General features: G+C 70.9%; 27 protein-coding genes and 1 pseudogene. 11 read left to right on the top strand and 17 right to left on the bottom strand.

The window, feature by feature from the left end:
- Positions 1-73: 73 nt before the first annotated feature.
- Positions 74-790, top strand: coding sequence for an alpha/beta fold hydrolase (locus ACTOWY_RS23675; protein ID WP_441311848.1), 717 nt, complete (start codon positions 74-76; stop codon positions 788-790).
- Positions 791-932: 142 nt separating this feature from the next.
- Here ACTOWY_RS23675 and ACTOWY_RS23670 read toward each other — a convergent pair whose 3' ends face one another.
- The gene (locus ACTOWY_RS23670; RefSeq protein WP_185005120.1) at positions 933-1,154 is read right to left on the bottom strand and encodes a hypothetical protein; all 222 of its coding nucleotides are present in this window, start codon (positions 1,152-1,154) and stop codon (positions 933-935) included.
- 197 nt (positions 1,155-1,351) lie between these two features.
- Here ACTOWY_RS23670 and ACTOWY_RS23665 point away from each other — a divergent pair, with 197 nt between their 5' ends.
- Complete coding sequence (locus ACTOWY_RS23665) at positions 1,352-2,872, top strand: peptide deformylase (protein ID WP_441311847.1); 1,521 nt, start codon at positions 1,352-1,354, stop codon at positions 2,870-2,872.
- An 18-nt stretch (positions 2,873-2,890) separates the two neighbouring features.
- The gene (locus tag ACTOWY_RS23660) at positions 2,891-3,826 is read left to right on the top strand and encodes a phosphotransferase family protein (protein WP_441311846.1); all 936 of its coding nucleotides are present in this window, start codon (positions 2,891-2,893) and stop codon (positions 3,824-3,826) included.
- Here ACTOWY_RS23660 and ACTOWY_RS23655 read toward each other — a convergent pair.
- The 6 genes and pseudogenes from ACTOWY_RS23655 to ACTOWY_RS23630 all read right to left on the bottom strand — a co-directional run bounded on the left by ACTOWY_RS23655 (position 3,795) and on the right by ACTOWY_RS23630 (position 7,443).
- On the bottom strand, positions 3,795-4,112 hold the full coding sequence (locus ACTOWY_RS23655; RefSeq protein ID WP_441311845.1) for a hypothetical protein: 318 nt from the start codon (positions 4,110-4,112) through the stop codon (positions 3,795-3,797). The genes ACTOWY_RS23660 and ACTOWY_RS23655 overlap by 32 nt on opposite strands.
- Before the next feature lie 204 nt (positions 4,113-4,316).
- Positions 4,317-4,742 (bottom strand): ATP-binding protein, encoded by a 426-nt coding sequence (locus ACTOWY_RS23650; protein ID WP_441311844.1) that lies wholly within the window; start codon positions 4,740-4,742, stop codon positions 4,317-4,319.
- A gap of 42 nt (positions 4,743-4,784) precedes the next feature.
- Positions 4,785-5,006 (bottom strand): hypothetical protein, encoded by a 222-nt coding sequence (locus ACTOWY_RS23645; RefSeq protein WP_247756792.1) that lies wholly within the window; start codon positions 5,004-5,006, stop codon positions 4,785-4,787.
- Positions 5,007-5,193: 187 nt separating this feature from the next.
- Positions 5,194-5,505, bottom strand: a pseudogene (locus ACTOWY_RS23640) (DUF6542 domain-containing protein); the annotation flags it as partial.
- Positions 5,495-6,685, bottom strand: coding sequence for an LCP family protein (locus ACTOWY_RS23635; protein ID WP_441311843.1), 1,191 nt, complete (start codon positions 6,683-6,685; stop codon positions 5,495-5,497). The pseudogene ACTOWY_RS23640 and the gene ACTOWY_RS23635, both read right to left, overlap by 11 nt.
- Before the next feature lie 5 nt (positions 6,686-6,690).
- Complete coding sequence (locus ACTOWY_RS23630; protein ID WP_441311842.1) at positions 6,691-7,443, bottom strand: polysaccharide deacetylase family protein; 753 nt, start codon at positions 7,441-7,443, stop codon at positions 6,691-6,693.
- 178 nt (positions 7,444-7,621) lie between these two features.
- Here ACTOWY_RS23630 and ACTOWY_RS23625 point away from each other — a divergent pair, with 178 nt between their 5' ends.
- The 3 genes from ACTOWY_RS23625 to ACTOWY_RS23615 are packed head-to-tail and all read left to right on the top strand — an operon-like array spanning position 7,622 to position 10,141.
- Positions 7,622-8,200 carry a hypothetical protein gene (locus tag ACTOWY_RS23625; RefSeq protein WP_441311841.1) on the top strand — a complete coding sequence of 193 codons (579 nt, stop codon included), beginning with the start codon at positions 7,622-7,624 and terminating at the stop codon, positions 8,198-8,200.
- The gene (cseB, locus tag ACTOWY_RS23620; RefSeq protein WP_441311840.1) at positions 8,197-8,871 is read left to right on the top strand and encodes a two-component system response regulator CseB; all 675 of its coding nucleotides are present in this window, start codon (positions 8,197-8,199) and stop codon (positions 8,869-8,871) included. The genes ACTOWY_RS23625 and cseB overlap by 4 nt, the downstream gene beginning before the upstream one ends.
- Before the next feature lie 4 nt (positions 8,872-8,875).
- Positions 8,876-10,141: a sensor histidine kinase gene (locus ACTOWY_RS23615; protein WP_441311839.1), complete on the top strand. Its 1,266-nt coding sequence runs from the start codon at positions 8,876-8,878 to the stop codon at positions 10,139-10,141.
- Here ACTOWY_RS23615 and ACTOWY_RS23610 read toward each other — a convergent pair.
- On the bottom strand, positions 10,094-10,804 hold the full coding sequence (locus tag ACTOWY_RS23610) for an MSMEG_4193 family putative phosphomutase (RefSeq protein WP_441311838.1): 711 nt from the start codon (positions 10,802-10,804) through the stop codon (positions 10,094-10,096). The genes ACTOWY_RS23615 and ACTOWY_RS23610 overlap by 48 nt on opposite strands.
- 109 nt (positions 10,805-10,913) lie before the next feature.
- Between ACTOWY_RS23610 and ACTOWY_RS23605 the strand changes: the two genes are divergently transcribed.
- The gene (locus ACTOWY_RS23605) at positions 10,914-11,252 is read left to right on the top strand and encodes a hypothetical protein (RefSeq protein WP_441311837.1); all 339 of its coding nucleotides are present in this window, start codon (positions 10,914-10,916) and stop codon (positions 11,250-11,252) included.
- Here the strand turns inward: ACTOWY_RS23605 and ACTOWY_RS23600 are convergent.
- Positions 11,234-12,064, bottom strand: coding sequence for an undecaprenyl-diphosphate phosphatase (locus ACTOWY_RS23600; RefSeq protein ID WP_441311836.1), 831 nt, complete (start codon positions 12,062-12,064; stop codon positions 11,234-11,236). The genes ACTOWY_RS23605 and ACTOWY_RS23600 overlap by 19 nt on opposite strands.
- A 72-nt stretch (positions 12,065-12,136) precedes the next feature.
- Positions 12,137-13,183 (bottom strand): LLM class F420-dependent oxidoreductase, encoded by a 1,047-nt coding sequence (locus tag ACTOWY_RS23595; protein WP_441311835.1) that lies wholly within the window; start codon positions 13,181-13,183, stop codon positions 12,137-12,139.
- 127 nt (positions 13,184-13,310) lie between these two features.
- On the opposite strand from ACTOWY_RS23595, the gene ACTOWY_RS23590 reads away from it, so the two are divergent.
- Complete coding sequence (locus ACTOWY_RS23590; RefSeq protein WP_441311834.1) at positions 13,311-14,288, top strand: aldo/keto reductase; 978 nt, start codon at positions 13,311-13,313, stop codon at positions 14,286-14,288.
- Here ACTOWY_RS23590 and ACTOWY_RS23585 read toward each other — a convergent pair.
- Positions 14,260-14,547 carry a hypothetical protein gene (locus ACTOWY_RS23585; RefSeq protein ID WP_441311833.1) on the bottom strand — a complete coding sequence of 96 codons (288 nt, stop codon included), beginning with the start codon at positions 14,545-14,547 and terminating at the stop codon, positions 14,260-14,262. The genes ACTOWY_RS23590 and ACTOWY_RS23585 overlap by 29 nt on opposite strands.
- A gap of 185 nt (positions 14,548-14,732) precedes the next feature.
- Between ACTOWY_RS23585 and ACTOWY_RS23580 the strand changes: the two genes are divergently transcribed.
- Entirely contained in the window at positions 14,733-15,725 is a 993-nt protein-coding gene (locus ACTOWY_RS23580; protein WP_441311832.1) for a YncE family protein, read from the top strand.
- Positions 15,722-15,952 carry a DUF5703 family protein gene (locus ACTOWY_RS23575; protein ID WP_441311831.1) on the top strand — a complete coding sequence of 77 codons (231 nt, stop codon included), beginning with the start codon at positions 15,722-15,724 and terminating at the stop codon, positions 15,950-15,952. Before ACTOWY_RS23580 ends, ACTOWY_RS23575 begins: the two co-directional genes overlap by 4 nt.
- A gap of 8 nt (positions 15,953-15,960) precedes the next feature.
- Here ACTOWY_RS23575 and ACTOWY_RS23570 read toward each other — a convergent pair whose 3' ends face one another.
- The 5 genes from ACTOWY_RS23570 to ACTOWY_RS23550 all read right to left on the bottom strand — a co-directional run bounded on the left by ACTOWY_RS23570 (position 15,961) and on the right by ACTOWY_RS23550 (position 20,689).
- Positions 15,961-16,740 (bottom strand): DinB family protein, encoded by a 780-nt coding sequence (locus tag ACTOWY_RS23570; protein WP_441311830.1) that lies wholly within the window; start codon positions 16,738-16,740, stop codon positions 15,961-15,963.
- A gap of 81 nt (positions 16,741-16,821) precedes the next feature.
- Positions 16,822-17,685, bottom strand: coding sequence for a hypothetical protein (locus tag ACTOWY_RS23565; protein ID WP_441311829.1), 864 nt, complete (start codon positions 17,683-17,685; stop codon positions 16,822-16,824).
- Between the two features lie 77 nt (positions 17,686-17,762).
- Complete coding sequence (locus tag ACTOWY_RS23560) at positions 17,763-18,314, bottom strand: GNAT family N-acetyltransferase (RefSeq protein WP_441311828.1); 552 nt, start codon at positions 18,312-18,314, stop codon at positions 17,763-17,765.
- Positions 18,315-18,469: 155 nt separating this feature from the next.
- Positions 18,470-19,348: an alpha/beta fold hydrolase gene (locus ACTOWY_RS23555; RefSeq protein ID WP_441311827.1), complete on the bottom strand. Its 879-nt coding sequence runs from the start codon at positions 19,346-19,348 to the stop codon at positions 18,470-18,472.
- 18 nt (positions 19,349-19,366) lie between these two features.
- Positions 19,367-20,689, bottom strand: a complete 1,323-nt coding sequence (locus tag ACTOWY_RS23550; protein WP_441311826.1) for an erythromycin esterase family protein — start codon at positions 20,687-20,689, stop codon at positions 19,367-19,369.
- 63 nt (positions 20,690-20,752) lie between these two features.
- On the opposite strand from ACTOWY_RS23550, the gene ACTOWY_RS23545 reads away from it, so the two are divergent.
- Positions 20,753-21,304: a helix-turn-helix domain-containing protein gene (locus ACTOWY_RS23545; protein WP_441311825.1), complete on the top strand. Its 552-nt coding sequence runs from the start codon at positions 20,753-20,755 to the stop codon at positions 21,302-21,304.
- A gap of 190 nt (positions 21,305-21,494) precedes the next feature.
- Here the strand turns inward: ACTOWY_RS23545 and ACTOWY_RS23540 are convergent, their stop codons facing one another.
- Positions 21,495-22,382: an alpha/beta fold hydrolase gene (locus ACTOWY_RS23540; RefSeq protein WP_441311824.1), complete on the bottom strand. Its 888-nt coding sequence runs from the start codon at positions 22,380-22,382 to the stop codon at positions 21,495-21,497.
- Between the last annotated feature and the right edge of the window lie 8 nt (positions 22,383-22,390).

Raw genomic sequence — 22,390 nt, 5'->3', positions numbered from 1 at the left:
GGATTCTGTCCGGATGTGATTCTAGCGTTCTCACCAGCGGAAACAACCGGAATCACGAAGCTGGGAGATCACAATGGCGAACATCGTGCTGGTGGGCGGGGCCTGGATCGGCGCCTGGGCGTGGCGGGCGGTCACCCCGGAACTGCGCGCGGCCGGACACCAGGTCCACCCGCTGACGCTGACCGGTTTCGGCGACCGCGCCCACCTGGGCACCCCGGAAACGAACCTGTCCGGCCACGTCCAGGACGTGATCGCGGCGATCGAGGCCGAGGAGCTGACCGATGTGGTGCTCATCGGGCACAGCTACGCCGGAGCGGTGGTCACCGTGGTCGCCGACCGCATCCCGGAGCGGCTGGCCAAGGTGATCTATGTGGCCGGGGTGACCCCGGAGCACGGCAAACGGCTCTTCGACCTGATCCCGGGCGTGGAGGAGATCATGCAGGCCATGGCCGACGCCGAAGGCGAGGGCTGGCGGATCCCGTTCATCAGCGATGAGACCCTGGACCTCTACTACGGCGAGCACGGGCTGACCGGGCAGCACCTGGGCTGGCTGCGCAAGCATGCCCACGGGGTGCCGATCGCCACCCACCGCGAGGTGATCACCCTGGCCACTCCGGACAGCTCACCGGTACCCAGGGTCTTCGTGCACTGCACGGGCGATGGCCCGGCGCACGAACTGCCGCACTACGGGCGGGACTGGGTGCGCGCGGAGATCCAGACCGGGCACTGGCCGATGGCCACCAAGCCGGTCGAGCTGGCGGCGTTGCTCGACCGGCTGGTGGTCGCCTGAGCTGTCCCGGCAGACAGCTCGGAGGGCTCCCGCAGGGTGACGGGATGAAGCAGGGTGGTTGCCGAACCGGTGGCGGCCGGGTTGCAGGCCCGGAAAACCCGCCGCCACCGGGGCGGCTTCCCCGCGTAGTGGCTTGTGGCGCCTACGCGGGAGTCCGATGCCAGAACAGCTCGCCGACGGTGAAGTCGGGGACCGCGGCCACGCTGGTGACGGCAAAGGTCTGCATCTGCGCCTGGTCCGGGCCGCTGGCCCACACCACCCGATAGCGGCGCAGCTCCCGGTCGTAGCGCACCGAGACCGACACCCCCGAACGCGCTGAGAGCAGCGTCGCGAGTCGTCGGGCACTGCGGGCTCGGTGGCTCATGGTGCTCATTCCGCTGGGAACCGCGCGAAGCACCCTCTGGACAAGTTCCATAACAGAAGCCCTCTCGAACACTCCGCGCGGTCGCTTGTGTGCTATCTGTGGTGAGAGCAGACCAGTGGTGAGCCGGCTAGCGGAAGATGTGCGTGGACTCACGCGCCTCTCACGCCGACTCACGCCTCGGCGGTGGAGGCGGCGGCATGGTGTCTGACGAGGAGCCCCCGGGCGAGGATGTCGCGCATCTGGACGCGTTCATCGCCGAGCTGCGGCGGTGGCGTGACGTGCGCGGACTCTCCCGCACGGCGCTGGCCAACGCCATGGGCTACAGCCGATCCTATGTCTCGAAGGTGGAGAGCGCGCACGAGCGTCCCTCCCGGGAGTTCGCCAAGGCCGCCGATGAGGCGTTGCGCGCGGCCGGGGCGTTGCGGCGGGCCTGGCGGGACTACGACACCAACCGGCCGGTGGCGATCCGGCTGATCCAGCCCAGCCCCGAGGTCGGGGTGGAGGCGGCCACCGGGTCCAGCCTGCTGGTGGAGCACGATGACGCCGAACTGCACTTCGACGGGCACTCCTACCGGGCGACCATGCGCCGCAAGCTGGTCAACTCCGGCACCGAGCCGATCACCCGCTACCTGATCCGGATCGCGGTGGACCGCTACCCGGACAACCCGGAGCAGTCCAACCGGCTGTACAGGGACAACCCGCTGACCTGGAACGAGCTGGCACTGACCGCCTGGTGGGGCGAGGGCAGGGCCGAGCCGATGCACTGGGTGGCCCAGCACGACCGGGACGCCTTCAAAGAACTCTGGCTGCTCTTCGCCAACGACAGCGGCCACTTCCCGCTGTATCCGGGGCAGAGCACCTGGATCGAATACACCTACTCGGTGCGCGCGGAGAAGTGGGGCCCGTGGTTCCGCCGCGCGGTCCGGCTGCCCACCAAACGGCTGTCCATGCGGCTGGACTTCCCGGCCGAACTCGAACCCACCGTGTGGGGACTGCACACCTCGATGACCGCCGAGGCGATGCCGTTTCGCACCGCGATCGACGAGCGCCACGAGCAGGGCCGCCGGGTGTACTCCTGGGCCACCGAGGATCCTCCTTTACATGCCCGCTACCGCCTCGAATGGCATTTCCGGGCCGCCGCCCGCATCGCCGCGGAAGCCCGCCAGCAACGTCCCAGCGAGGTCATGCAGGCCCTCGGTGTGCTGCAACGCGACGACCCGTTGTTACACCGCCCGGCCCGCCCCTTCGTCCTGCCCGATGAGGCCGAGGACGCCCGCCGGGTGCTGCACGAACTGCGCACCGCGGCCAAGCGGATCTGCCGCGCGCACACCTTCGGCAAGGGCATGGGACTGGCCGCCAACCAGCTCGGCATCGACCGCGCCGCGGCACTGGTGCTGCCGCCGGGCAGCGAGGACCTGATCATGCTGCTCAACCCGCGCATCATCGAGATCGGGGACCAGACCGACGAGCAATACGAGGGCTGCCTGAGCTTTTTCGACGTCCGCGGCCTGGTGACCCGGCCCCTGGCCCTGCACGTGGAGCACCAGGAACTCTCCGGCGCGCGCCGGATCACGATCTTCAGCCACGGGGTGGCGCGGCTGGTCGCACACGAGGTGGATCACCTCCACGGGGTGCTCTACCCAGAGCGGATGCGCACCGACGCGGAGTCCATCCCGGTGGCCGAGTACCAGGGAACTGGGATGAACTGGGAGTACTAGTTCCTCTACGGTGCCGCCATGAGCGAACCCGTGTGGTGGCCGCGGGCGGTGGCCTGGATCGAGGCGAACCTGGACGGCCGGGTGCGCACCGGCGAGATCGAACGGGTGCGGGAGCGGCCGTGGTCGACGGTGGCCACCGTGCCCACCACGACGGGTCCGGTGTGGTTCAAGGCCAACGGACCGGGGCTGTTGTACGAGGCCGGGTTGCTGCGGGCCCTCGGCTCGCTGGCCCCCGACCGGGTGATCACGCCGCTGGCGGTGCAGGTCGAGCGGGGCTGGTCGCTGCTGCCCGACGGCGGGCGGACACTGCGGGAATCAGCCCAGGACGGGCTCGCGGCCTGGGAACGGTTGCTGAGCGAGTACGCCGTGCTGCAGCGGGAACTGGTCGCGCACACGCCGGACTTCCTGGGACTGGGCGTGCCCGACCTCTCCCCCGCCACACTGCCCGGCCACCTGGACCGGCTGCTCGGCGAGCACGAGCTGCCCGAGATCGCCGAGCAGCGGCCGCGGCTCGGCGAGTTGTGCGCTGAGCTGGGCGGATCGCCGGTGCCGCTGGGGTTGCAGCACGATGATCTGCACGACGCCAACGTCCTGGTCGACGCGCAAGGCCGGTACCGGTTCTTCGACTGGGGCGACGCCAGCATCGCGCACCCCTTCACCACACTGCTGGTCTCGCTGCGGGTGGCCGCCCGCAGGTTCGAGCTGGACCAGGAGGCGCCGGAGATGCTGCGGTTGCGGGATGCCTACCTGGAACCGTGGTCGGATCTGGGCACCCCGGCCGAACTGCGCCGCACCCTCGCGCTGACCACCAAGGTCGGCGCGATCAGCCGGGCGCTGGCCTGGGAACGCGCCCTGCTCGGCGCCGATGAGTCCGCGCTGGCCGAGTGGGCTGAGGCGGTGCCGGGGTGGCTGGGTGAGCTGGTCAACGGACCGGATCTGGCGGCGCGGCGCTGATGTTGTTCGAGGACACGCCGACACCGGCACTGGCGGCCGCCGGACTGCGGCTGGGCATCGCGCCGCCGGAGCGCACGCCACTGTGGGCGGCGCACTGGCTCACCGAGGACCTCGACGGCACCGACCTGCGCATGCTCGCCGGGATGAACGGCCAGGACCTGGAGGAGGTCCGCTCGGTGCTGCCCTGGGCCCTGGCAGAGGCCGGAGCGCCCGAACCGGACCTGGCGACGGCGGCCCGGCTGGTGTTCACCGCGGTGGCCCGGCGCTGCGCGGACGGGCTGGCCACCGAGGAACAGGTGCTGCACGCGGTCGACTGGATCTGCCGCGCCAGCGGGTATGACGATGCGGTGCTGGCGGCCCCGTTGGCGCAGGTCTTCCCGCTGCACGGCGAGTGGAGCAGCGTGGGCGGACGGGACCGGACGGGACCGGGCGGTGTTGCGGGCCGAGATCCGGGCCGCGGTCACCGCCCAGCTCGACCCGCCCACCTGAGTCAGGCGGCGTCGGACTGCGAGGCCGGTAAGGCCGCGCGCAGGGTGAGCAGGAAACGGCCGCCGGCGCGGGTGACGTCCAGGCCGGTGACCGCGGCCAGGATCACGGTCAGGCCGCCGCCGTGCGGCCGCAACAACGCCGGCGGGTGGCCCGGACCGGCGGTGGCGGCTGGCACGAAACCGGAGCCCTGGTCGCTGATCTGGATCAGCAGTTCGTCCTCGGCCAGGGCCAGGGTGATGCCGACCGCGGCGCGCGGATCGGCGGCGTTGCCGTGCTGGATGGCATTGGCCACCGCCTCCCGCACCGCCTGGCCCAGTTGCTCGGCCGCGGCGGGCGGGAACAGGCGGCGCAGCACCGGATCCACCTCGGCGCGCACGGCGGGCAGCCGGTGCGTGTCGCTGCCGATCTCCAGACTGAGCACGATCATCGGGAACCTCCCACGGCGGCGGGAAGCGGACAACGCCTTGCCTCAGCCGCTGCTGCGCAGCCAGATCAGCTCGGCCAGCTCGAGTTCGGCGACCTCCTCGGTGTATTCGGCGGCCAGCTCGCGCATGGCGTCGCGATCAGGACCGCCGCTCCACTGCACCTGGTACCGAGCGGCTGACCGGTCGTAGCGCACCAGCACGTAGGCGCCGGTGCGGGCGGTCAGCAGACTGGCCAGACGCCGGGCGTGGCGTGCTCTCAGACTCATCGGCGCTCACCCCTTCCCTGCCACCACGCAACCATTCCGACCGCCCGCTCCGGGAGGTCGAGCCCGCCTTCACGCGCGTCTCACGCCGGTTCACTGCGCCGGGCGAGGCTCTCCTGACTACGCAGGTCCGCCGTGCCCGGTTCACCCGGCCCAGCACGATCGCGATCACCACAGCCGTGGTGGCCGCCAGCCAGGGGAAGGTCTTCACCAGGTCGGACACCGCGGCCAGCAGCGGCGTGCCCGTTGCGACGACAGTGGCCACCACGGCCGCGGTGATCAGCGGAGGCTGCACGGCTGCGGTGAACAGGCCACCGGGCGCCACCAGCAGGGCGGCGGCCACACAGCCCAGTCCGATCCCCGCGGGCAACCAGTACCCGCCGAGCAGACCACCGGCGGCGCCGGGCAGATAGGCGATCAGGATGGCGGCCCAGAAGGGGACGCGCGGGCGAGCGGCGCTCGGGTGCTGCTCGCCCGCGCGAGTGTGGTGGTCAGTTGACACAGGGGATCCCGGCGGCGTCGATGGGCTGCTGGGCGGTGTTGGCCACCGGCCGCACCTTGCCCGCCGAGGTCCCGGCCCCCGAGGCGCTGGCGGGGGTGCCGTCGCCGGTGAGCAGGCCCTGCACGAAGCCCTTGACCTTGTTCGGGTCGACCTCCACCGCGACGCCGTCGCCGGGGGTGGCCAGGTTGGAGCGCAGGGTCGGGATGGTGTGGAACTGGATCTTGCCGCCGGACAGCCCCTGGACTTGCTGGGCGAATCCGAGCAGGTCCCAGCCCTGGTCGAGCACCACCGAGCGGGTCAGCGCGTCGATGAGGTCCTTGACCTTGCCAGGGTCGGTCAGCGTCCCGGCGGAGAGCACCTGGTTGGCCAGCCCGGCCAGGAACGCCTGCTGACGACGCACCCGGTCCAGGTCACCGGCGGGCAGGCCGTGGCGCTGGCGGACGAACTTCAGCGCGTCCACGCCTTCCAGGGTCTGCTTACCCGCGGGGAAGTTCGCGCCGGAGAAGTCGTCCTTGACCGGCTTGTTCAGGCAGACCGGGATGCCGCCGACGGCCTTGGTGATCTCGCTGAAGCCGTAGAGGTTGATCTCGGCGTAGTGGTCCACGGTCAGCCCGGTGAGCTTGCCGATGGTGTTGATCAGGTTCTTGCGCCCGGCGGTCACCGACTCCTTGTCCACCGTGGCCGCGTCCTTGCCCTGGCCACGCAGTTCCTTGGCCTTGGCGAGTTTGCCGCGGGCGTAGGCGGAGTTGAGCTTGTGCTTGCCGAACCCGCCCGCGATGTCCACATAGGAATCCCGCGGCAGCGAGACCGCGAAGGCCTTCTTGGCCGGATCGGCCGGGACGTGCACCAGCATCATGGTGTCGGTGTTCTGCTCCCCGTTGGCATCCCCGGCCTGCAGGGCGTCGAGGACTTCCCGGGAGAGCGGCCGTCCCTGGGCGTCGGTACGCGAGTCCACCCCGACCAGCAGGATGTTGGTGTCGGTGCCGGGGGCCTTGGGCAGCACCGGCTCACCCTTGTCGTCGGTGATGACGTTGTCGGTGGCCAGGCCGATGGTGGCCTGCCGGTAGGTCAGGTAGCCGGCGGCGGTGGCGGTGAGCGCGGCGACGGAGACCAGCACCAGGCCGGTCTTGCCTATCCCGGACAGCACTCGCCGAGTCGAGGTGGACTTTTTCGCGTTCATCGCGCTCATTTCAGGTAGTCGGTGAGCAGGGCGGGGGTCAGGTTGTTCGCGCGGGCCTGGTCCACGAATGCCTGGACGTCCTGCTCGAAGGTGTTGCGGAAGTGCATGAGCACGATGGAGCCGGGCCGGAACTCGTGCGGCCCGCTGAACTGCACCTTGCCGTTGATGATCTCCGAGCCCCAGTGCACGACCCACTTGATCCCGGCCTCACCGGCGGCCTTGAGCGTGTTGTCGTCGAAGTTGCCAAACGGCGGGCGGAACAGGGTCGGGCGGGCGCCGAACTCGGTGGCGTAGGTGTCGGAGACCGGGCCGATCTCGGTGCGCTGGGCATCCAGGGAACGGCCCTTGAGGTTGGGATGGGACTCGGTGTGGTTCTCGATCGCACTGCCGGTCTCATCCCGGAGCTTCTGGTAGAAGCCGGGGTCCTGCTTGACGTAGGAGTTGGTCAGGAAGAAGGTCGCCTTGACCCCGTTGCGCTTGAGGATGTCGATCATGTCGGGGCGGCGGGTGGCGCCGTCGTCGATGGTCAGGAACACCACCCGGTCCTGGGTGTCGACCTTGTAGATCACCTTGGCGGGCTCGCCACTGGGCACCGGGCGCGGCGCCGGGTCCGGGGATTTGTCCGCCGACTCCGGGCCGGGGCTGCTCGCGGCGGGTTCGGGGGTCCCGGCGGTGTTCCGGTTGAGCAGCAGCGCCACCACGATCAACGCGAGCACAGCCGCGGCCACGTAACGGAACGGACCGAGACGCTTGAGCATGTGAACAACTCTCCGAAAGTTGTCTGAGCAGGACGTTTCCGACGCTAAGCGCGCTTTGTCATGGCCGTCCGACGGTTCTGTAACAGCCGCCCGGCACTCCCCCGCCAGGCAGGTAACACCCGGTGGGGCGGGTGCGCCGTCCGCGCCGGGGCGTGGTTGCCTGGGCACAATGAGCGGCATGCGAAGGCGGATCGGCCCCGCGGCGGCCCTGGGCGCCGCCCTGCTGGCCGCCGGGTGGGTCACAGCCGGGTGCGCCACGGTCGGCGGCGTCCAGGTGGAAGGCCCGGCCAGCCAGGTCAAACCACCCCCGACCAGCCCGCCCACCAGCAGCGGCACCGCCCCCAGCGCCGATGCCATCGCGATCCTGCGCGCCGACCCCCAGGTCGGGGAGAAGATCAAACTCCAGCTCAAGCCGTGTGGGGACAGCCGGTACGCGGTGGATGTCCGCTTCATCGACCTCACCGGGGACGGCAACGCCGAACTGCTGGCCTCCATCCGCGCCTGCGCAGGCAGCGTCGCCGGGGTCTACCCGGGTCGCGGGGTGCTGGGCAGTTACATCTACGAGCTGACCGCCACCCCGCCGCGGCGGCTGTTCGGCACCGAGGAACCCGGCAACGTGATCAAGGTCGAACCCAGCATCGGGTTCGTGCTCAGCCACCCCGTCTACGAGCCCGCCGACCGCAGCTGCTGCCCCAGCGGCGAGGAGATCACCGTCTACCGCTGGACCGGAACCGCCTTCGAGGAGTTCAAGAAGTGAGCGGCTTGCACGTGCTGCTGGTCGAGGACGACGACGTCATCCGCGAGGCCACCCAGCTGACCCTGGAACGCGACGGCTTCACCGTCACCGTGGCCGCCGACGGACTGGCCGGCCTGGCCGCCTACCGCGAACACCGCCCCGACGTCGCGCTGCTCGACATCATGCTGCCCGGCCTCAACGGGGTCAGCCTGTGCCGCCAGATCCGCGAGGAAGGCCCCACCCCGGTGATCATGATGTCCGCCCGCGCCGACCCCATCGACGTGGTACTGGGATTGGAGGCCGGCGCCGATGACTACGTGACCAAACCCTTCGACTCCACCGTGCTGGTCGCCCGCATCCGCGCGGTGGTCCGCCGGATGGCGCGCGCCGGGCGCGAGGCCGAGGACACCGTGCTGCGCTTCGGCGACCTGGAGATCCACAAGAACGGCCTGGAAGTCCGCCTGGCCGGCGAGCAGGTCGAGCTGACCCCCACCGAACTGCGGCTGCTGCTCTGCTTCGCCGACTCCCCCGGCAACGTGCTCACCCGCGACGTGCTGCTGGAACAGGTGTGGGATTACCAGTGGGGCGGGGACTCCCGGGTGGTGGACGTGCACGTGCAACGGCTGCGGGTCAAGATCGGGCAGGACCGGATCGAGACCGTGCGCGGCTTCGGCTACAAGCTACGGGGCTGAGCCGGTGTTCCCGACAACCCTGCGCTGGCGACTGAGCGCGGTCATCGCCGTGGTCGGCGCACTGGTCGCGATCGCCTTGAGCGTGCTGGTGCGCACCGAGTTCGCCCGCATGCAACTCACCGACGCCCGCCGCCTGCAGGACGAACGCATCCAGCTCGTCGTGCGCGACTACGCCATGTCCGGCACCGCCACCCTGGGCGCCGACCTGGACTCCCCCGACCTGCCCCGCGAACTCCGCGACTCCGTGCACGGCGGCCAGCGCGCCACCTACCTGGAACGCCGCCCCGGCCAAGCATGGATCTGGGCGGCGGCGGAAACCGACGGCAAGATCCTGTCCATCCGCACCTCCTACGCCGACAAGGACGACGCCCTCGACCAGCTCGACCAGGTCCTGGTCATCGGCTCAGCCGCGGTCGTCGTGCTCGGCACCCTGCTCGGCGTGATCCTCGGCGCCCGCCTGTCCCGGCGCCTGCGCCTGGCCGCCACCGCGGCCCGCCAGGTCGCCGACGGCGACACCGAGGTCCGGGTCCGCGACGCCATCGGCGACCGCCCAGCCGACGAGACCGCCGAACTCGCCCAGGCCGTGGACGCCATGGCCGATGCCCTGCAGGAACGCCTGGCCGCCGAACAACGCGTCACCGCCGACATCGCGCACGAACTACGCACCCCGGTCACCGGACTGGTCACCGCCGCCGAACTCCTGCCGCCGGGCCGCCCCGCCGAAATGGTCCGCGACCGCATCAAAGCCCTGCGCGGACTGGTCGAGGACGTCCTCGAAGTCGCCCGCCTGGACACCGCCACCGAGAAGGCCGAACTGACCGAGTTCGACCTGCTCACCTTCGTCCAGCGCCGGGTCACCGCCCTCACCCCCGAAGCCCAGGTCAGCGGCGAGTCCCAGACCGTGCTCACCGACCCGCGCCGACTGGAACGGGTCCTGGTCAACCTGCTGATCAACGCCCGCCGCCACGGCAAACCACCCGTGGAGGTCCACGTCGACGGGCGCACCCTGCGGGTCCGCGATCACGGACCCGGCTTCGGCACCGACCTGCTCCGCGACGGCCCCAGCCGCTTCCGCACCGGCAGCAGCGACCGCGGCACCGGACACGGCCTCGGCCTGACCATCGCCGCCGCCCAGACCCGGGTGCTCGGCGGCACCCTGACCTTCGCCAACGCCGAAGACGGCGGCGCGGTCATCACCCTGGAACTACCCGCGAACCCAGCCCTACCCGACGGGAGCGGTCTCGGCGGGAGCGGTCTCGCCACCGGTTGAGCCACCCACCGTGGCGTCCTCGGCGGGCCGCTCCGCCCGCACCAGCCCGGCCAGCGCACCCGAGTCGTTGACCTTCCACACATACGGCCGGTGCTCGGTGTAGTGGATCACCGAGGCCGCCCCCGGATCGACCAGGATCCGCTGGAAGGCGTCCAGGTGCGACCCCAGCGCGTCGGCCAGGATCGCCTTGATCACATCACCGTGACTGCACGCCACCCAGATCGCCTCGGCCCCGTGCGCCGCGCTGATCCGCGCGTCATGCTCGCGGACCGCGGCCACCGCCCGCGCCGACACCGCCGCCAGACCCTCACCGCCAGGGAAGACCGCCGCGGAAGGGTGCTGCTGCACGACCTTCCACAACGGTTCCTTGAGCAGATCGGTGATCGCCTTGCCCGTCCACTCGCCATAGTCCACTTCGGACAGTCGCGGCTCGTCAAGAGGGGTCAGCTCCAGCGCGGCGGCCAGCGGCGCCAGGGTCTCGGCGCAGCGCTGCAGCGGCGAGGAGACGATCTCGGCGATCGGCACCCCGGCGAACCGCTCGACCAGGCCCTGCGCCTGGGTCAGGCCGTCCTCGTGCAGGCCCACCCCTTCGGCCCGTCCGGCCAGGGTCCCGGAACCGTTGGCCACCGATCGTGCATGCCGCAGAAGGATGAGCGTCGCCACCCCGGCAGCTTACGTGCCACCACCCACACCACCGGTTCCAGGCACCCAGCGGGTGCGGATCGGCCATTTCACCGCACGCTCGCCGGGCTCGGCTGCTAGGAACGAAGACATGTCGAACAGCACTCGCCTGGCCCGCGGCCTGCTCGCCCTCGCCGCCCTCAGCACCCTGTTCCTGGCCCCGGCCGCCTCCGCCGCACCCGCCGCCGCACCGGTGGCCGCCTGCGCCGAGGACCTGGCCGCCGGTCCGTGCACGGACAACTGCCGCCGCAAGTACGAGGACAGCCGCCGCAACTGCGACCTCGCCTACGACCGCTGCCTGCGCAGCGGAACGCCCGCGGTCAAGTGCCGGGAACAGAACCGGGCCTGCCGGGCCCAGGCCGAACAGGCCTACCGGCGCTGCCTGGGCACCTGCACCCGCCGCGCCGAGGGTCAGGTCGCCGACATGTAACCCGAGGACAGCATCGCCAGCACGAACAGGCCCAGCACCACCCGGTACCAGACGAAGACGTACACGCTGTGCTTGGCCACGAACTTCAGCAGCCAGGCGATGGTCACATAGCCGATGGCGAAGGCCACCACGGTGGCCACGATCATCTGCGCGATGCTCGGCGCGTTCGCCCCGGCCCGCTCGAAGACATCCGGCAGCGAGAAGATCCCCGCCGCCACCACAGCCGGGATGGCCAGCAGGAACGAATACCGGGTCGCCGCCGCCCGGTTCAACCCGATGAACAGACCCGCCGTGATCGTGCCACCCGAGCGTGAGACCCCCGGCACCAGCGCCATCGCCTGCGCACAGCCCATGATCAGGCCGTCCTTGAGCGTCATCTGCTCCACCGTGCGCTTCTGCCTGCCGTACAACTCCGCCGCGCCCAGCACCAGCCCGAACACCACCAGTGTGGTGCCCACGACCCACAGGTTGCGGCCGCTGGTGCGGATCTGCTCCTTGAACAGCAGCCCCAGCACACTGATCGGGATGGTGCCGATGATCACGTACCAGGCCAGCCGGTAGTCCTGGGTCTGACGCACCGCGGCGTTGCCGAACCCGCGGAACCAGGTGCCCACCAGGCGGAAGATGTCCTTGGCGAAATAGATCAGCACCGCCGCCTCGGTGCCCAGCTGGGTCACCGCGGTGAAACTCGCGCCCGCGTCCCGCCCGAAGAACAACTCCGAGACGATCCGCAGGTGACCGGAACTGGAGATCGGCAGCATCTCGGTCAGCCCCTGGACCACGCCGAGGACGAGGGCTTCCAGCCAGGTCATGGCTCAGACCACCATCCCGCGGTCGCCAACTGATTCGATGACCCGGTCGGCGACCGCGAGATGATGCGCCACTTACCCCACTCCAGCTGCTTCCAAGGCTTCGACCGCGACGCGAAGGGACAGCGTCGCCTCGTCAAGATCTTGCAGCATCGCCGAAACGGTCAGCGTGGTGACCCCCGCCTGCGCGAAAGCCTTGATCCGCTCGGTGATCCGCTCCTTGGGCCCCAGCAGCGAGGTGGCGTCGATGAACTCCAGCGGCACCGCGGCCAGCGCGCCCTCGTAGTCCTTGGCCAGGAACTTGTCCTGCACCTCCTGGGCCTGCTCGCCGAAGCCCATCCTGGTGGCCAGGTCCTTGTAGAAGTTCTTCTGCTTGCTGCCCATCCCGCCCAGGTACAGCGAGGCGTACGGCCGGACCTTGTCCGCGCAGGCCTGCCAGTCCTCCCCGACCACCAGCGGCACGGTCGGCACGACGTCGAAGCCCGCCATGGTCTTGCCCGCCCGCTCCCGGCCGACCCGGATCGACTCCAGGCTCTCCGCGGAGTGCTCAGGGGAGAAGAACACCCCGAGCCAGCCATCGGCGATCTCGCCGGTCAGCTCCAGGTTCTTCGGACCGATCGAGGCCAGGTAGATCGGGATGTGCTCACGCGCGGGGTGCACGGTCAGCGTCAGCGCCTTGCCGGGACCATCCGGCAGCGGCAGCGTGTAGTGCCGCCCCTCGTACTTCAGCCGCTCCCTGGCCAGTGCCTTGCGCACGATCTCCACGTACTCCCGGGTCCGGCCCAGCGGCTTGTCGAAACGCACGCCGTGCCAGCCCTCCGAGACCTGCGGTCCGGACACGCCCAGTCCCATCCGGAACCGGCCGTCGGAGAGGGTGTCCAGGGTCGCCGCGGTCATCGCGGCCATCGCCGGGGTCCGCGCCGGGATCTGGAAGACCGCGGAACCGACGTCGATGCGTTCGGTCTGCGCGGCGATCCAGCTCAGCACGGTGGGCGCGTCGGAGCCATAGGCCTCCGCGGCCCAGACCACGGAGTAGCCGAGCCGGTCGGCCTCCTTGGCCAGGTCGAGGTTCTCGGCGTCGTTACCGGCGCCCCAATATCCGAGGTTCAGCCCAAGTCGCACTCGCCGAACCTTACTCGCTAGTAACAAACCGGGTAGGCCACCGTGACACCGGTCACACGACCGAGTGACCCGCCACCACGGCCCAGGTACCCACAACAGGCTCACCAAGCACCTAGGGTTGTGCGGCGTGGAACAGCGACAGCTCGGCCGCAGCGGCCTCCGGGTCTCCCGCACGGCCCTCGGCACCATGTCCTGGGGACGCGACACCGACGCCGACGAAGCCGCCAACCTGCTGCTCGCCTTCTGCGAAGCCGGCGGCACCCTCGTCGACACCGCCGATGTCTACAACGACGGACTCGCCGAGGAAATCCTCGGCAGCCTGCTCACCGAGGCCATCCCGCGCACCGACATCGTGCTGGCCACCAAAGCCGTCGCCCGCCGCACCGAAGGCCCCTTCGGCGGCGGCGCCTCCCGCGGCGCCCTGCTCACCGCCCTGCACGACTCACTACGCCGCCTCAACACCGACCACATCGACCTCTGGCAACTACACGCCTGGGACGCCAGCACCCCCATCGAGGAAACCCTCGCCGCCCTCGACACCGCCGTCACCAGCGGCAAAGTCCGCTACACCGGCATCTCCAACTACTCCGGCTGGCAAACCGCCACCGCCGCCGCCCGCCAGCACGCCCAGCACAGCCCAGCCCCACTGATCTCCACCCAGGTCGAATACTCACTCCTGGAACGCGGCGTCGAACGCGAGGTCATCCCCGCCGCCACCCACCACGGACTCGGCCTGCTCCCCTGGGCCCCACTCGGCCGCGGCGTGCTCACCGGCAAATACCGCAACGGCACCCCAGCCGACTCCCGCGGCGCCAGCCCGCACTACGCCCCCTACGTCGAACACCACCGCACCGAACGCACCGCCCGCATCGTCCAGGCCGTGGCCACCGCCGCCGACGGCCTGGGCACCTCACCCCTGGCCGTCGCCCTCGCCTGGGTCCGGGACCGCCCCCAGGTCATCGCCCCCGTCATCGGCGCCCGCGACACCGCCCAGCTCACCGGCTGCCTCGCCGCCGAGGAACTCACCCTGCCCCCGGCCATCCGCGCCGCCCTCGACGACGTCAGCGCGGTCGAACTCAGCTATCCGGAACGCCCGCTGCCGTGAGCATCGACCGCAACAACGCCCCCACCGCCCGCCGGTCCCTCGGCGCCACCCCATCCACCGGAGCCTCCCAGGTCAGCTCCACATGCGCCCGCCCCGGCACCGCGGGCGCATCCGCCCGATAGACCACCAACCGGGCAACCCCATGCCGCAACACGAACGAGAACTCCCGGCCATCGGCCAGGTGCCCGTGACCGTGCGCGTGCTCCCCCACCCGCAGCCCTTCCAGCACAAAGGAACCCCGCGAGCCGGTGCTGTTCATCGAGGGCTCCTTCAACGGACGGGGCGGTTCGGGGTCGATACGGCCAACACGGTAATACTTCGTTCAACAACTACTACGAGTTACAAGTCGTGGAGTTGTTCACACCCGGAACGTGACGAGCGCGTGAACTTCCGGGATGCTGAACGCACCGCGGTCAACACGGGAGGAAACGAGTGCGTCGGCTGATGGCGGCCCTGCTTACCGGAACAGTCCTGCTCACGGCCTGTTCAACAAGCCAGAGCAGCACCAACGAACAGCCACCCGACGAGGTCATCCCCGCAGGCCCCGCGGTCGCCGCGGCCCGCGGCGCGATCCCCGCGGGCACCGTCACGCCGCTACCGGGCAAGGCCACCGCCCTCACCCTGGACGAGACCACCCGAACGGTCGCCATCGCGGTCACCGACCCCGCCCGGCTGCTGCTCTACCCGGCCGACAACCTCACCGCCACCCCCCGGGAAATCCCGCTGCCCGGCCCGGTCGACCAACTCTCCCTTGTGGACGGAAAACTCCTGGCACCGGTGCGCGCCAACGGAAAACTCCTCCGCATCACCCTGCCCGCAGGCGCCGCCGAGACCTTCGAGGTCAGCGGCGGCCCGCTCTCGGCCACCCAGGTCGGCGACCGCACCATCGTCGCGCTGCGTGAACCCGGCCAGGGCATCGCCGTGCTCAACTCCGCGGGCAAGCTCGAACGCACCATCAACGAAGGCTTCCGCGGCGTCAGCGCCGTCCTGCCCGCGGGCAAGAAGGTCGTCGTCCTCGACGAACTGCGCACCGCCGTCATCGAGGTCGACCCCGCCACCGGCGAACTGGGCGCGGGCCTGCGCGCGGGCGATGCCACCACCCACGCGGTCACCGACCGCTTCGGCCGCGTCCTGGCCGTGGACACCCGCGGCGGCGAACTGCTCGCCTTCTCCACGAACCCACTGATCATGCGCCAGCGCTACCCCGTGCCAGGGGCGCCCTACGGGATCGCCTACGACCGCACCAGGGACCTCGCGTGGATCACCCTCACCGAACGCGACGAGGTGGTCGGCTACAACGTCGCCGCCGGCTCGCCGGAGGAGAAGTATCGCTTTGCCACCGTGCACCAGCCCAACTCGGTGACGGTGGATCCGAAGAGCGGACGCGTACTGGTCGCCTCCGCGGACGGAGGAGGGGTACAGGTGGTGCAACCATGAGTGCTGCTGCCAACGAGGCGGTGGTCGACGGAGACTGGGAGTACCAGCCGCTGCGCATCCCCCCGGGAGTCTCCCGGCGCGCGGCGGCCACCCAGCTCGCCATCCACGCCGAGTTCGCCGGGTGGGAGCTGTCCAGGGTACTGCTGTTCTCCGACGGCACCCGCAAGGTCTGGCTCCGCCGCAAACGCCGACCGGCCCACGCCGGCCTACCCGGGATCATCATCTAGCCCGACCTTCACCCCCGGGCCGAAGGCTCGCCAGACACACCTGCCTCAAGCACCGCGAGGTCCCGCACCGCGTAACGGTGGTGCTCGGCCTCTTCCTTCAGCACCACCTTGAGGCAGCGGCGCACGACGTACTCCTGGTCGGGATACGGATCCGCCGGCTTACGACCGCACACCCGGTCGAGTTCGGCCGCGGTGAGCCCATCGACGACCCGCCGCATCGCGGCCATCCGGGCCAGCCGCGGCGCGAGCACCTCGTCCAGGGCCGGGGTGGCATCGAGGGTGAGGCCGAGCTTCGCCGCCGCCTCGGGCGGCATTCCCCCGGCTGGGAAGCCCAACGGGTGGTAGGGCGCTTCCTCCTCCAGCACGGCGCTGCCGAGCCAGGCGTCACTGGCGAACAGCAGATGCCGCTGGGTCTCGACCAGGGACCACTCGCCGCCGACCCGCTCGTGCAGTGTCGCCTCGGGCAACAGCCTCGCCCGGGCCAGGGTCGCGTTCCACCGGGACTCGACGGCCGCCCACGCGGCCCGGTAGTCCTCGGGGGAGGCCGCATCCCGCGCCAGCACCCGTGCGGGATGCAGGCGGTCCAGCTCGGCCTCGACGTAGGCGGTCACGTCGACGTCGTTGACCACGACGCGCTCGAAGGCGCCACCGAGGTAGACCTCGCTGCCGTAGCAGTCGACGATCTTCAGACCGTCCACCTCGCAATCGCGGATCTCCAGGCCGGCGAGATCGCACAGGTGGATACGGGCACCGCGGAACTGGTCGCTCTGGGCGTATTCGGAAACCACCACGGCAGTCTGGCACCCATCCTGCCTCTGGGCAGGGTCTTTTCTTGGTTTTTGAGTGATTAATTTCAGTTGACACTGAACTTATCGAGTCAAGAAAGAATTATGGGTACGGCAACTCCGCCGGGTCCGCCGCTGATACGACACCGCCGTCACCGCCAGGGCGAGCCCGAACCCGGCGAAGCCCACCGCACCCACCAGCGCCACCCACAGCGGCGCCTCCGCACTGCCCGGCAACACCCCGAGCACCACCAGCAGCACCCACCCCAGCCCCACCACCCCGTACGGCCCGAGCAACGCCCCCAGCCAGGCAGGCCCCAGCACCAGCCACCGCGGCAACCGCTCCCCCCACGGCCGCGCCAGCGCCAGCAACAGCACCATGCCCACCACCGCGGCGACCGCGGTCGCGTCCACGCCGTAGCGCGCCAGCAAGCCGTACAAGCCCTCGGTCAGCTCCGGACCAGCGCCGAATCCCGCCGCCCACCACGACTTCAGCACCACATACGGCACAAACGCGGCAATGCCGAGGTAGCCGATCCGGCGCACCCGCCCCGAAACCGGCCCCGCCTCCCCCGGCTCACCACACCGGCCGCACACCCCACGACTGCGCCGCTGATAGGACACCGCCGTCGCCGCGAACAGCCCCGCCCCCACCAGCGCACCCACCTGTCGCAGCAGCCCCGGCCAGTCCGCCAGCATCCCGGAGATCACGAACGCCACCACCGAGATCACCGTGAACATCCCCGCTGCCAACGCCAGCGCGCTCATCAGCCACGCCCCGGCCGGCACCAGCCGGCCACCGCGGGGCCGGATCGCGGCCACGGCGATCACCACCGCGACCGGGGCCAGGCCAAGGACGATCCAGGGACCGTCGAGCACCTGGTTCAAGCCCGCGTACCCCACCACCCAGGCTGCCGCCGCGTACGGCGTCCACTCCGGCCAAGCCATCATCGCCCACCTCCGGCACCAGCCTCGCCGGGGCGCGGGGCGGCGAACTCCCGCCACAGGGCGAAACGGCTCCCGCGTCAGGGGGAGGCCGGTGCGCCGCGCTGCCAGCTGGTCCGGGTGATCTCGTACTCGACCTCGTCCTGTCCGCCGGAGTGGAAGGCCCGCACGAACGAGAGCCCGACGGCGGTCATGGTCGCCCGGGAGGCGGTGTTGCCGGCCAGGGTCTGGGCGAAGATCCGGTCGAGCCCGGCCTCGGTGAAGCCGTAGCGGATCAGCTCGCGGGCGCCCTCGCCGGCATAGCCGCGGCGCCATCGGCTGCGCAGCAACCGGTAGCCGAGATCGGCCTCGCCGTCGACCTCGGGCTGGTCCGGCCCGTGCGGTGGCTGCAGGATCCACCAGCCGACGAACCCGTCCTCGGCGAAACCAGCCCAGAACCCGAGACCGGGCACCTTCCGCGCGGCGGCGAGCCGCCTGCGGTGCGACTGCTCGACCTCGGCGCGGGAGTGCGCCCGGCCGCCGAGGTAGCGCATCACCTCTGGGTCGGCGTCCAGCTCGATCTCCAGGTCGAGGTGCTCCTCGGCCAGTGGCACGAGGGTGAGCCGAGGGGTGTGCAAGGTGGGTTGGGCCATGGGTCGATCCTCGCGGCGAGGGCAAGCCGATTTGCCTGCTCTCCGGCGGGTTTGGGATGGGTTCGGTTTGCTGGAGTTGATTTCACTCGACACTGAAGTGATCGTGACAAGAGAATTCTGCGGGTCGTGCTGGTCTCCGCTGTTCGCGGGCGGTCCTAGCCAGCGGCCCGGATCGCGGCCATCACCTCATCCCGGACCACCAGGCCGACGCCGTGCGCCTGTCCCTGGATCACCCGCAGCGTGCAGTCCGGCAGCGTGTCCGCCAGCCGCCGGGCCACCGGCAGCGGCACGTTGGTGTCCTGATCACCGTGCCAGGCCAGTACCGGCGCGGTGATCTCGCTCAGCGCGAACCCCCACGGCCGGGCGATCATGACCAGCTCCTGGGCCGCCGCGCGACCGCCGTCCCGCAACGCGCCCGCGGCTGCCCCGGCCAGCCAGCCGGTGTCCACCCCGTGGAGGGCGGCCCGGTCCGCGGGCGAGGCGCGGCGCAGCATCGACTGCTCGAACCTGCGGGCCCCGGCCGGGTCGCGCACCAGCCTGCTCAGCCCGCCCAGCTGCAGGCGCAGCAGCCAGGGCGCGTGCTGGGCGAGCAGGAACAACCAGCGGTTGCCGCCGCGCATGCCTTGGCGCACCTGGCTTTCGTGCCCTGGTCCGATGGCGGCCAGCAGGATCGTGCTGGTCAGCCGGTCCGGCAGCGCGTGCGCCATGGCCAGGGCGTGCGGGCCGCCGCCGGACTCCCCCACCGCGGCGAACCTGGCCAGGCCGAGGTGATCGGCGAGGCAGGCGAGGTCGGCGGCGTAGCGGGCCAGCGAGCGGCGCGGGTCGAAATCCGAGGCGCCGCAACCAGGTTTGTCCACCGAGAGCCAGCGCACCCCGGCCGCGCGGGCCGTCTCGTCGTAGACCCCGCCCAGCAGACCGGAGGCAGGCCAGCCCGGCGAGTACACGCAGGGCAGGCCCGCCGGGTCGCCGAACTCGTAGTAGCCCAGCCGCCGTCCGTCGGGCAGGGCCACCGTCCGTCCCTCAACCTCGCGCATGACCGCGATTCTGGCCGATCAGCCGCCGCTGCCCTGCCACTTGGCGAACATCTCGCGCACCTCCGGCGGCGAGGCGGCCAGCGCCTCGGCGTCCGGCTCGCCCGCGCTGACCACCGGGACGTGCACCAGCGCGTCGTAGGCGACCAGGGGGTCCAGCTCGTTGTAGTAGGTGCCGTTGCGGTGCTGGCCGGCCGCGCGCACGGCCTGCCGGTCGGCCTCGCCCAGCGTGCGCAGGTTGACGGCGAAGGGACCGTCGTGACTGGCCGCCATCAGCGCGTCCAGGCTGCCTGGCCGGGGTTCGGGCAGTTCCTCGAAGAACTCGCCTGCGAAGAAGCCACTGCCCAGCACCTGGCCGCTGCCCGAGGTGGTGCCGATCGTCCGGTAGTCCGCGCCCAGCCGGTCGGCCAGGTGCACGCCGAGGCCGGTCATCGGCGGCGTGCCCGGGATCGCGCCGGGGACCCGTTGCACGTGCCCGTTGTGCGCGCCGAGCACGATCCGGTCCTCCCGGCGCAGCACCCACTCCACGGTGTCGGCCAGGGTGGCCTCGCGGCTGAGTGAGGCGGTTTCCAGGTCGCCCTGGGCCATCGCGCGCACCATCACGTCCAGGGTGATGGCGGCGTGCAGCGCGCGCTGGGCCCGCTGGTAGGACTCGGCGCCGGTGCGGGCGGTGTAGTCGATCCGCCTGGCGGCCAGGCGGGCGAGCAGTCCGGCGAGTCCGGCGGTGAGCGTGTTCTTGCGCTCCGGTTCGAGTGCGCCGTACCCGCCCACCGCGGCCGGGATGCCGAAGGCGGAGGTGGCGGCGAAGGTCAGCGCGATCTCCCGGAGCACCGGGTCGGGCCGGTAGCCGGGATCGGCCTCGGCGAGGTAGCCGAGCACGGCGTCCAGGCTGGGCAGCGGGGTCACGTTGGAGCCGCCGAGGTCGATGCCGTAGTAGCGGACCGGCTCCGCCGCGGTGCGGTTGTGCTCGCGCAGCCATTCCAGCTGGAGCCGGACCGGCCGCCACAACCCGGTCAGCGAGCCGAACCCGTCGGCCATGACCGTGCCGACCGCGCCGGGGCCGCCGTTGATCCAGTCGTGCACCAGCTGTCCCTGGACGAACCCGTTCTCCTCGGTGCCTGCGACGAACCCGTGCCGCTGCACCAGGTAGCGCAGCACGCGGTGCCGCAGCCGCGGGAACTCGGTGCTGTAGTGCGAGCTTTCGCCGATCGCGACCACCCGCGCGTCGCCGATCACCTCGTCCAGCCAGCCCAGATCGTCGAGTGGCGCGGCCGGATCGAGTGTGTGCAATGGCAGCACCGCCTGATCGCTGAGCCTGGCCTGGGTGGAGATGTTCGTGCTCACCGGGAACCCCCTCTGCGCGTTTCCAACTTTGGGAACGGTACCAGATGTGGGATCGTAGGCCGGGTGGACACCCTCGACCTGCTGCTGCACCCGGTCCGGCTGCGCATCACCTGGTGCCTGTCCGGCGGCCGCACCGTCACCACCTCCGACCTGTGCGCCCAGCTCCCCGACGTGCCCAAAACCACCCTGTACCGGCACGTCGGCCTACTCGCCGAGGGCGGCATCCTGGAGGTCGCCGACGAACAACGCGTGCACGGCGCGGTCGAACGCCACTACCGGCTTCGCCAGGACCGCACCCTGGTCGATCCCGCGGCCGCCGCGGCGATGACGCTGGATGATCACCGGCACGGCTTCGCGGCGGCGATGGCGGCCCTGCTGGCGGAGTTCAACGCGTACCTGGACCGCGACGGGGCCAATCCGCCCGCCGATGGGGTGGGGTACAAGCAGGGGACGCTGTGGCTGAGCACGGCTGAGATGACGGAGCTGGCGGGTGAGATGGTGGCGTTGCTGCGGGCGCGGGCGGGCAACCAGGCCGCGGCGGACCGGGCTCCGTACCTGGTGAGCCCGATCTTCTTCCCGATCGCGCGGCCCGGGCAGCAGGACGAGGAGCGGTAGGCAACCGCCCACCCGGCGCGGACGGCCGCGACCCTGATGGCCCGGCGCACCCCTCACTCGCCGGGCCACTCCCCTTCGAGGCGGTTTGCCTTCCTTTCGCGTTTCGCTTGATTTCAGCCATCACTGAAGTAATCGAGTCAGCAAAGAACGCAAGCCAAGCAAGCTCGCCCCTGTTCAGCGGCTTGATCGACTACGGCAGCCGGTCCACCAGGGTCGCGATTCGGCCGGTGACCTCGTCCGGGTGTTCCAGCGGCAGCATGTGGCCCGCGCCCTGGACGATCACCTGCTCCCCTCCGCCGAGCACCTTCGCGATCTCCGCGACATGGCTGGTCGGGCACAACCGGTCCTGGTCGCCGGTCATGATCACGATTTCCGCGCCGCCCAGCGGGGCGCCCTCCACCACCGCCATCGCGGCCTGCCGGTCGTGCCGGTCCAGCGCGGGTTTGAACTGGGCCACCGTCTCCGGCCAGTTCGACCACACCATGTCCGCGGTCAGGTCCACGTCCTCGGCCCGTGGGGCCGCGCCGAAGAGGAACCAGCGCAGGCCGGCGGTCTTGGCCGGTTCGATCTTCTCTCGGACCTTGCGCACCACCGGGCCGAACAGCCGTTCCAGCTCGTGCACCAGTCTGCCCACCGGCTGGGCCAGGCCCAGGTTGGTCTCGGCGAAGCCGCCGGCCGCGGTGGAGAGCAGCACCAGGCCGCCGATCCGCTGGGAGAACAGCCTCGGGCGCCGCACCGCCAGCGCCAGCGCGGCCATCCCGCCCATGGAGTGCGCGACCAGCACCACCCGGCCGCTGGGCACGGCGCGTTCGATGACCACGGCCAGGTCGTCGGCCAGCTGGTCGATGGTGGCGGTCTCCGGAGTGGCGGGGCTGGACTCGCCGTGGCCGCGGTGGTCGTAGGCGAGCAGTTGCACCGGCCGGGCCACCGCGGTTTCGAGCACGCCGAGCTGGCGGTGCCATTCCCGGTGGTCCAGGGCGTAGCCGTGGGCGAACAGCACGGTCAGCGGGGCGGCCGGGTCGCCGCGGCGGAGCAGGTTCAGCACGGTCCCGTCTTCGAGGAGCAAGGCTTCGCTCATGTCCGCCC

This window comes from Crossiella sp. CA198 (assembly GCF_052078295.1).
Lineage (GTDB): Bacteria > Actinomycetota > Actinomycetes > Mycobacteriales > Pseudonocardiaceae > Crossiella.
The sequence above is the reverse complement of the archived record's forward strand: the minus strand, read 5'-3'. Positions and strand labels throughout refer to the sequence as shown.

Bases quoted from the DNA above. Each gene is read 5' to 3' on its own strand.
- ACTOWY_RS23540 (WP_441311824.1), bottom strand. From the start codon at position 22,382: ATGAGCGAAGCCTTGCTCCTCGAAGACGGGACCGTGCTGAACCTGCTC.
- ACTOWY_RS23580 (WP_441311832.1), top strand. From the start codon at position 14,733: ATGGCGGCCCTGCTTACCGGAACAGTCCTGCTCACGGCCTGTTCAACA.
- ACTOWY_RS23660 (WP_441311846.1), top strand. From the start codon at position 2,891: ATGAGCGAACCCGTGTGGTGGCCGCGGGCGGTGGCCTGGATCGAGGCG.
- ACTOWY_RS23675 (WP_441311848.1), top strand. From the start codon at position 74: ATGGCGAACATCGTGCTGGTGGGCGGGGCCTGGATCGGCGCCTGGGCG.
- ACTOWY_RS23600 (WP_441311836.1), bottom strand. From the start codon at position 12,064: ATGACCTGGCTGGAAGCCCTCGTCCTCGGCGTGGTCCAGGGGCTGACC.
- ACTOWY_RS23630 (WP_441311842.1), bottom strand. From the start codon at position 7,443: ATGCTCAAGCGTCTCGGTCCGTTCCGTTACGTGGCCGCGGCTGTGCTC.
- ACTOWY_RS23585 (WP_441311833.1), bottom strand. From the start codon at position 14,547: ATGAACAGCACCGGCTCGCGGGGTTCCTTTGTGCTGGAAGGGCTGCGG.
- ACTOWY_RS23670 (WP_185005120.1), bottom strand. From the start codon at position 1,154: ATGAGCCACCGAGCCCGCAGTGCCCGACGACTCGCGACGCTGCTCTCA.
- ACTOWY_RS23645 (WP_247756792.1), bottom strand. From the start codon at position 5,006: ATGAGTCTGAGAGCACGCCACGCCCGGCGTCTGGCCAGTCTGCTGACC.
- ACTOWY_RS23560 (WP_441311828.1), bottom strand. From the start codon at position 18,314: ATGGCCCAACCCACCTTGCACACCCCTCGGCTCACCCTCGTGCCACTG.
- ACTOWY_RS23625 (WP_441311841.1), top strand. From the start codon at position 7,622: ATGCGAAGGCGGATCGGCCCCGCGGCGGCCCTGGGCGCCGCCCTGCTG.
- ACTOWY_RS23605 (WP_441311837.1), top strand. From the start codon at position 10,914: ATGTCGAACAGCACTCGCCTGGCCCGCGGCCTGCTCGCCCTCGCCGCC.
- ACTOWY_RS23555 (WP_441311827.1), bottom strand. From the start codon at position 19,348: ATGCGCGAGGTTGAGGGACGGACGGTGGCCCTGCCCGACGGACGGCGG.
- ACTOWY_RS23565 (WP_441311829.1), bottom strand. From the start codon at position 17,685: ATGGCTTGGCCGGAGTGGACGCCGTACGCGGCGGCAGCCTGGGTGGTG.
- ACTOWY_RS23665 (WP_441311847.1), top strand. From the start codon at position 1,352: ATGGTGTCTGACGAGGAGCCCCCGGGCGAGGATGTCGCGCATCTGGAC.
- ACTOWY_RS23635 (WP_441311843.1), bottom strand. From the start codon at position 6,685: ATGAACGCGAAAAAGTCCACCTCGACTCGGCGAGTGCTGTCCGGGATA.
- ACTOWY_RS23650 (WP_441311844.1), bottom strand. From the start codon at position 4,742: ATGATCGTGCTCAGTCTGGAGATCGGCAGCGACACGCACCGGCTGCCC.
- ACTOWY_RS23575 (WP_441311831.1), top strand. From the start codon at position 15,722: ATGAGTGCTGCTGCCAACGAGGCGGTGGTCGACGGAGACTGGGAGTAC.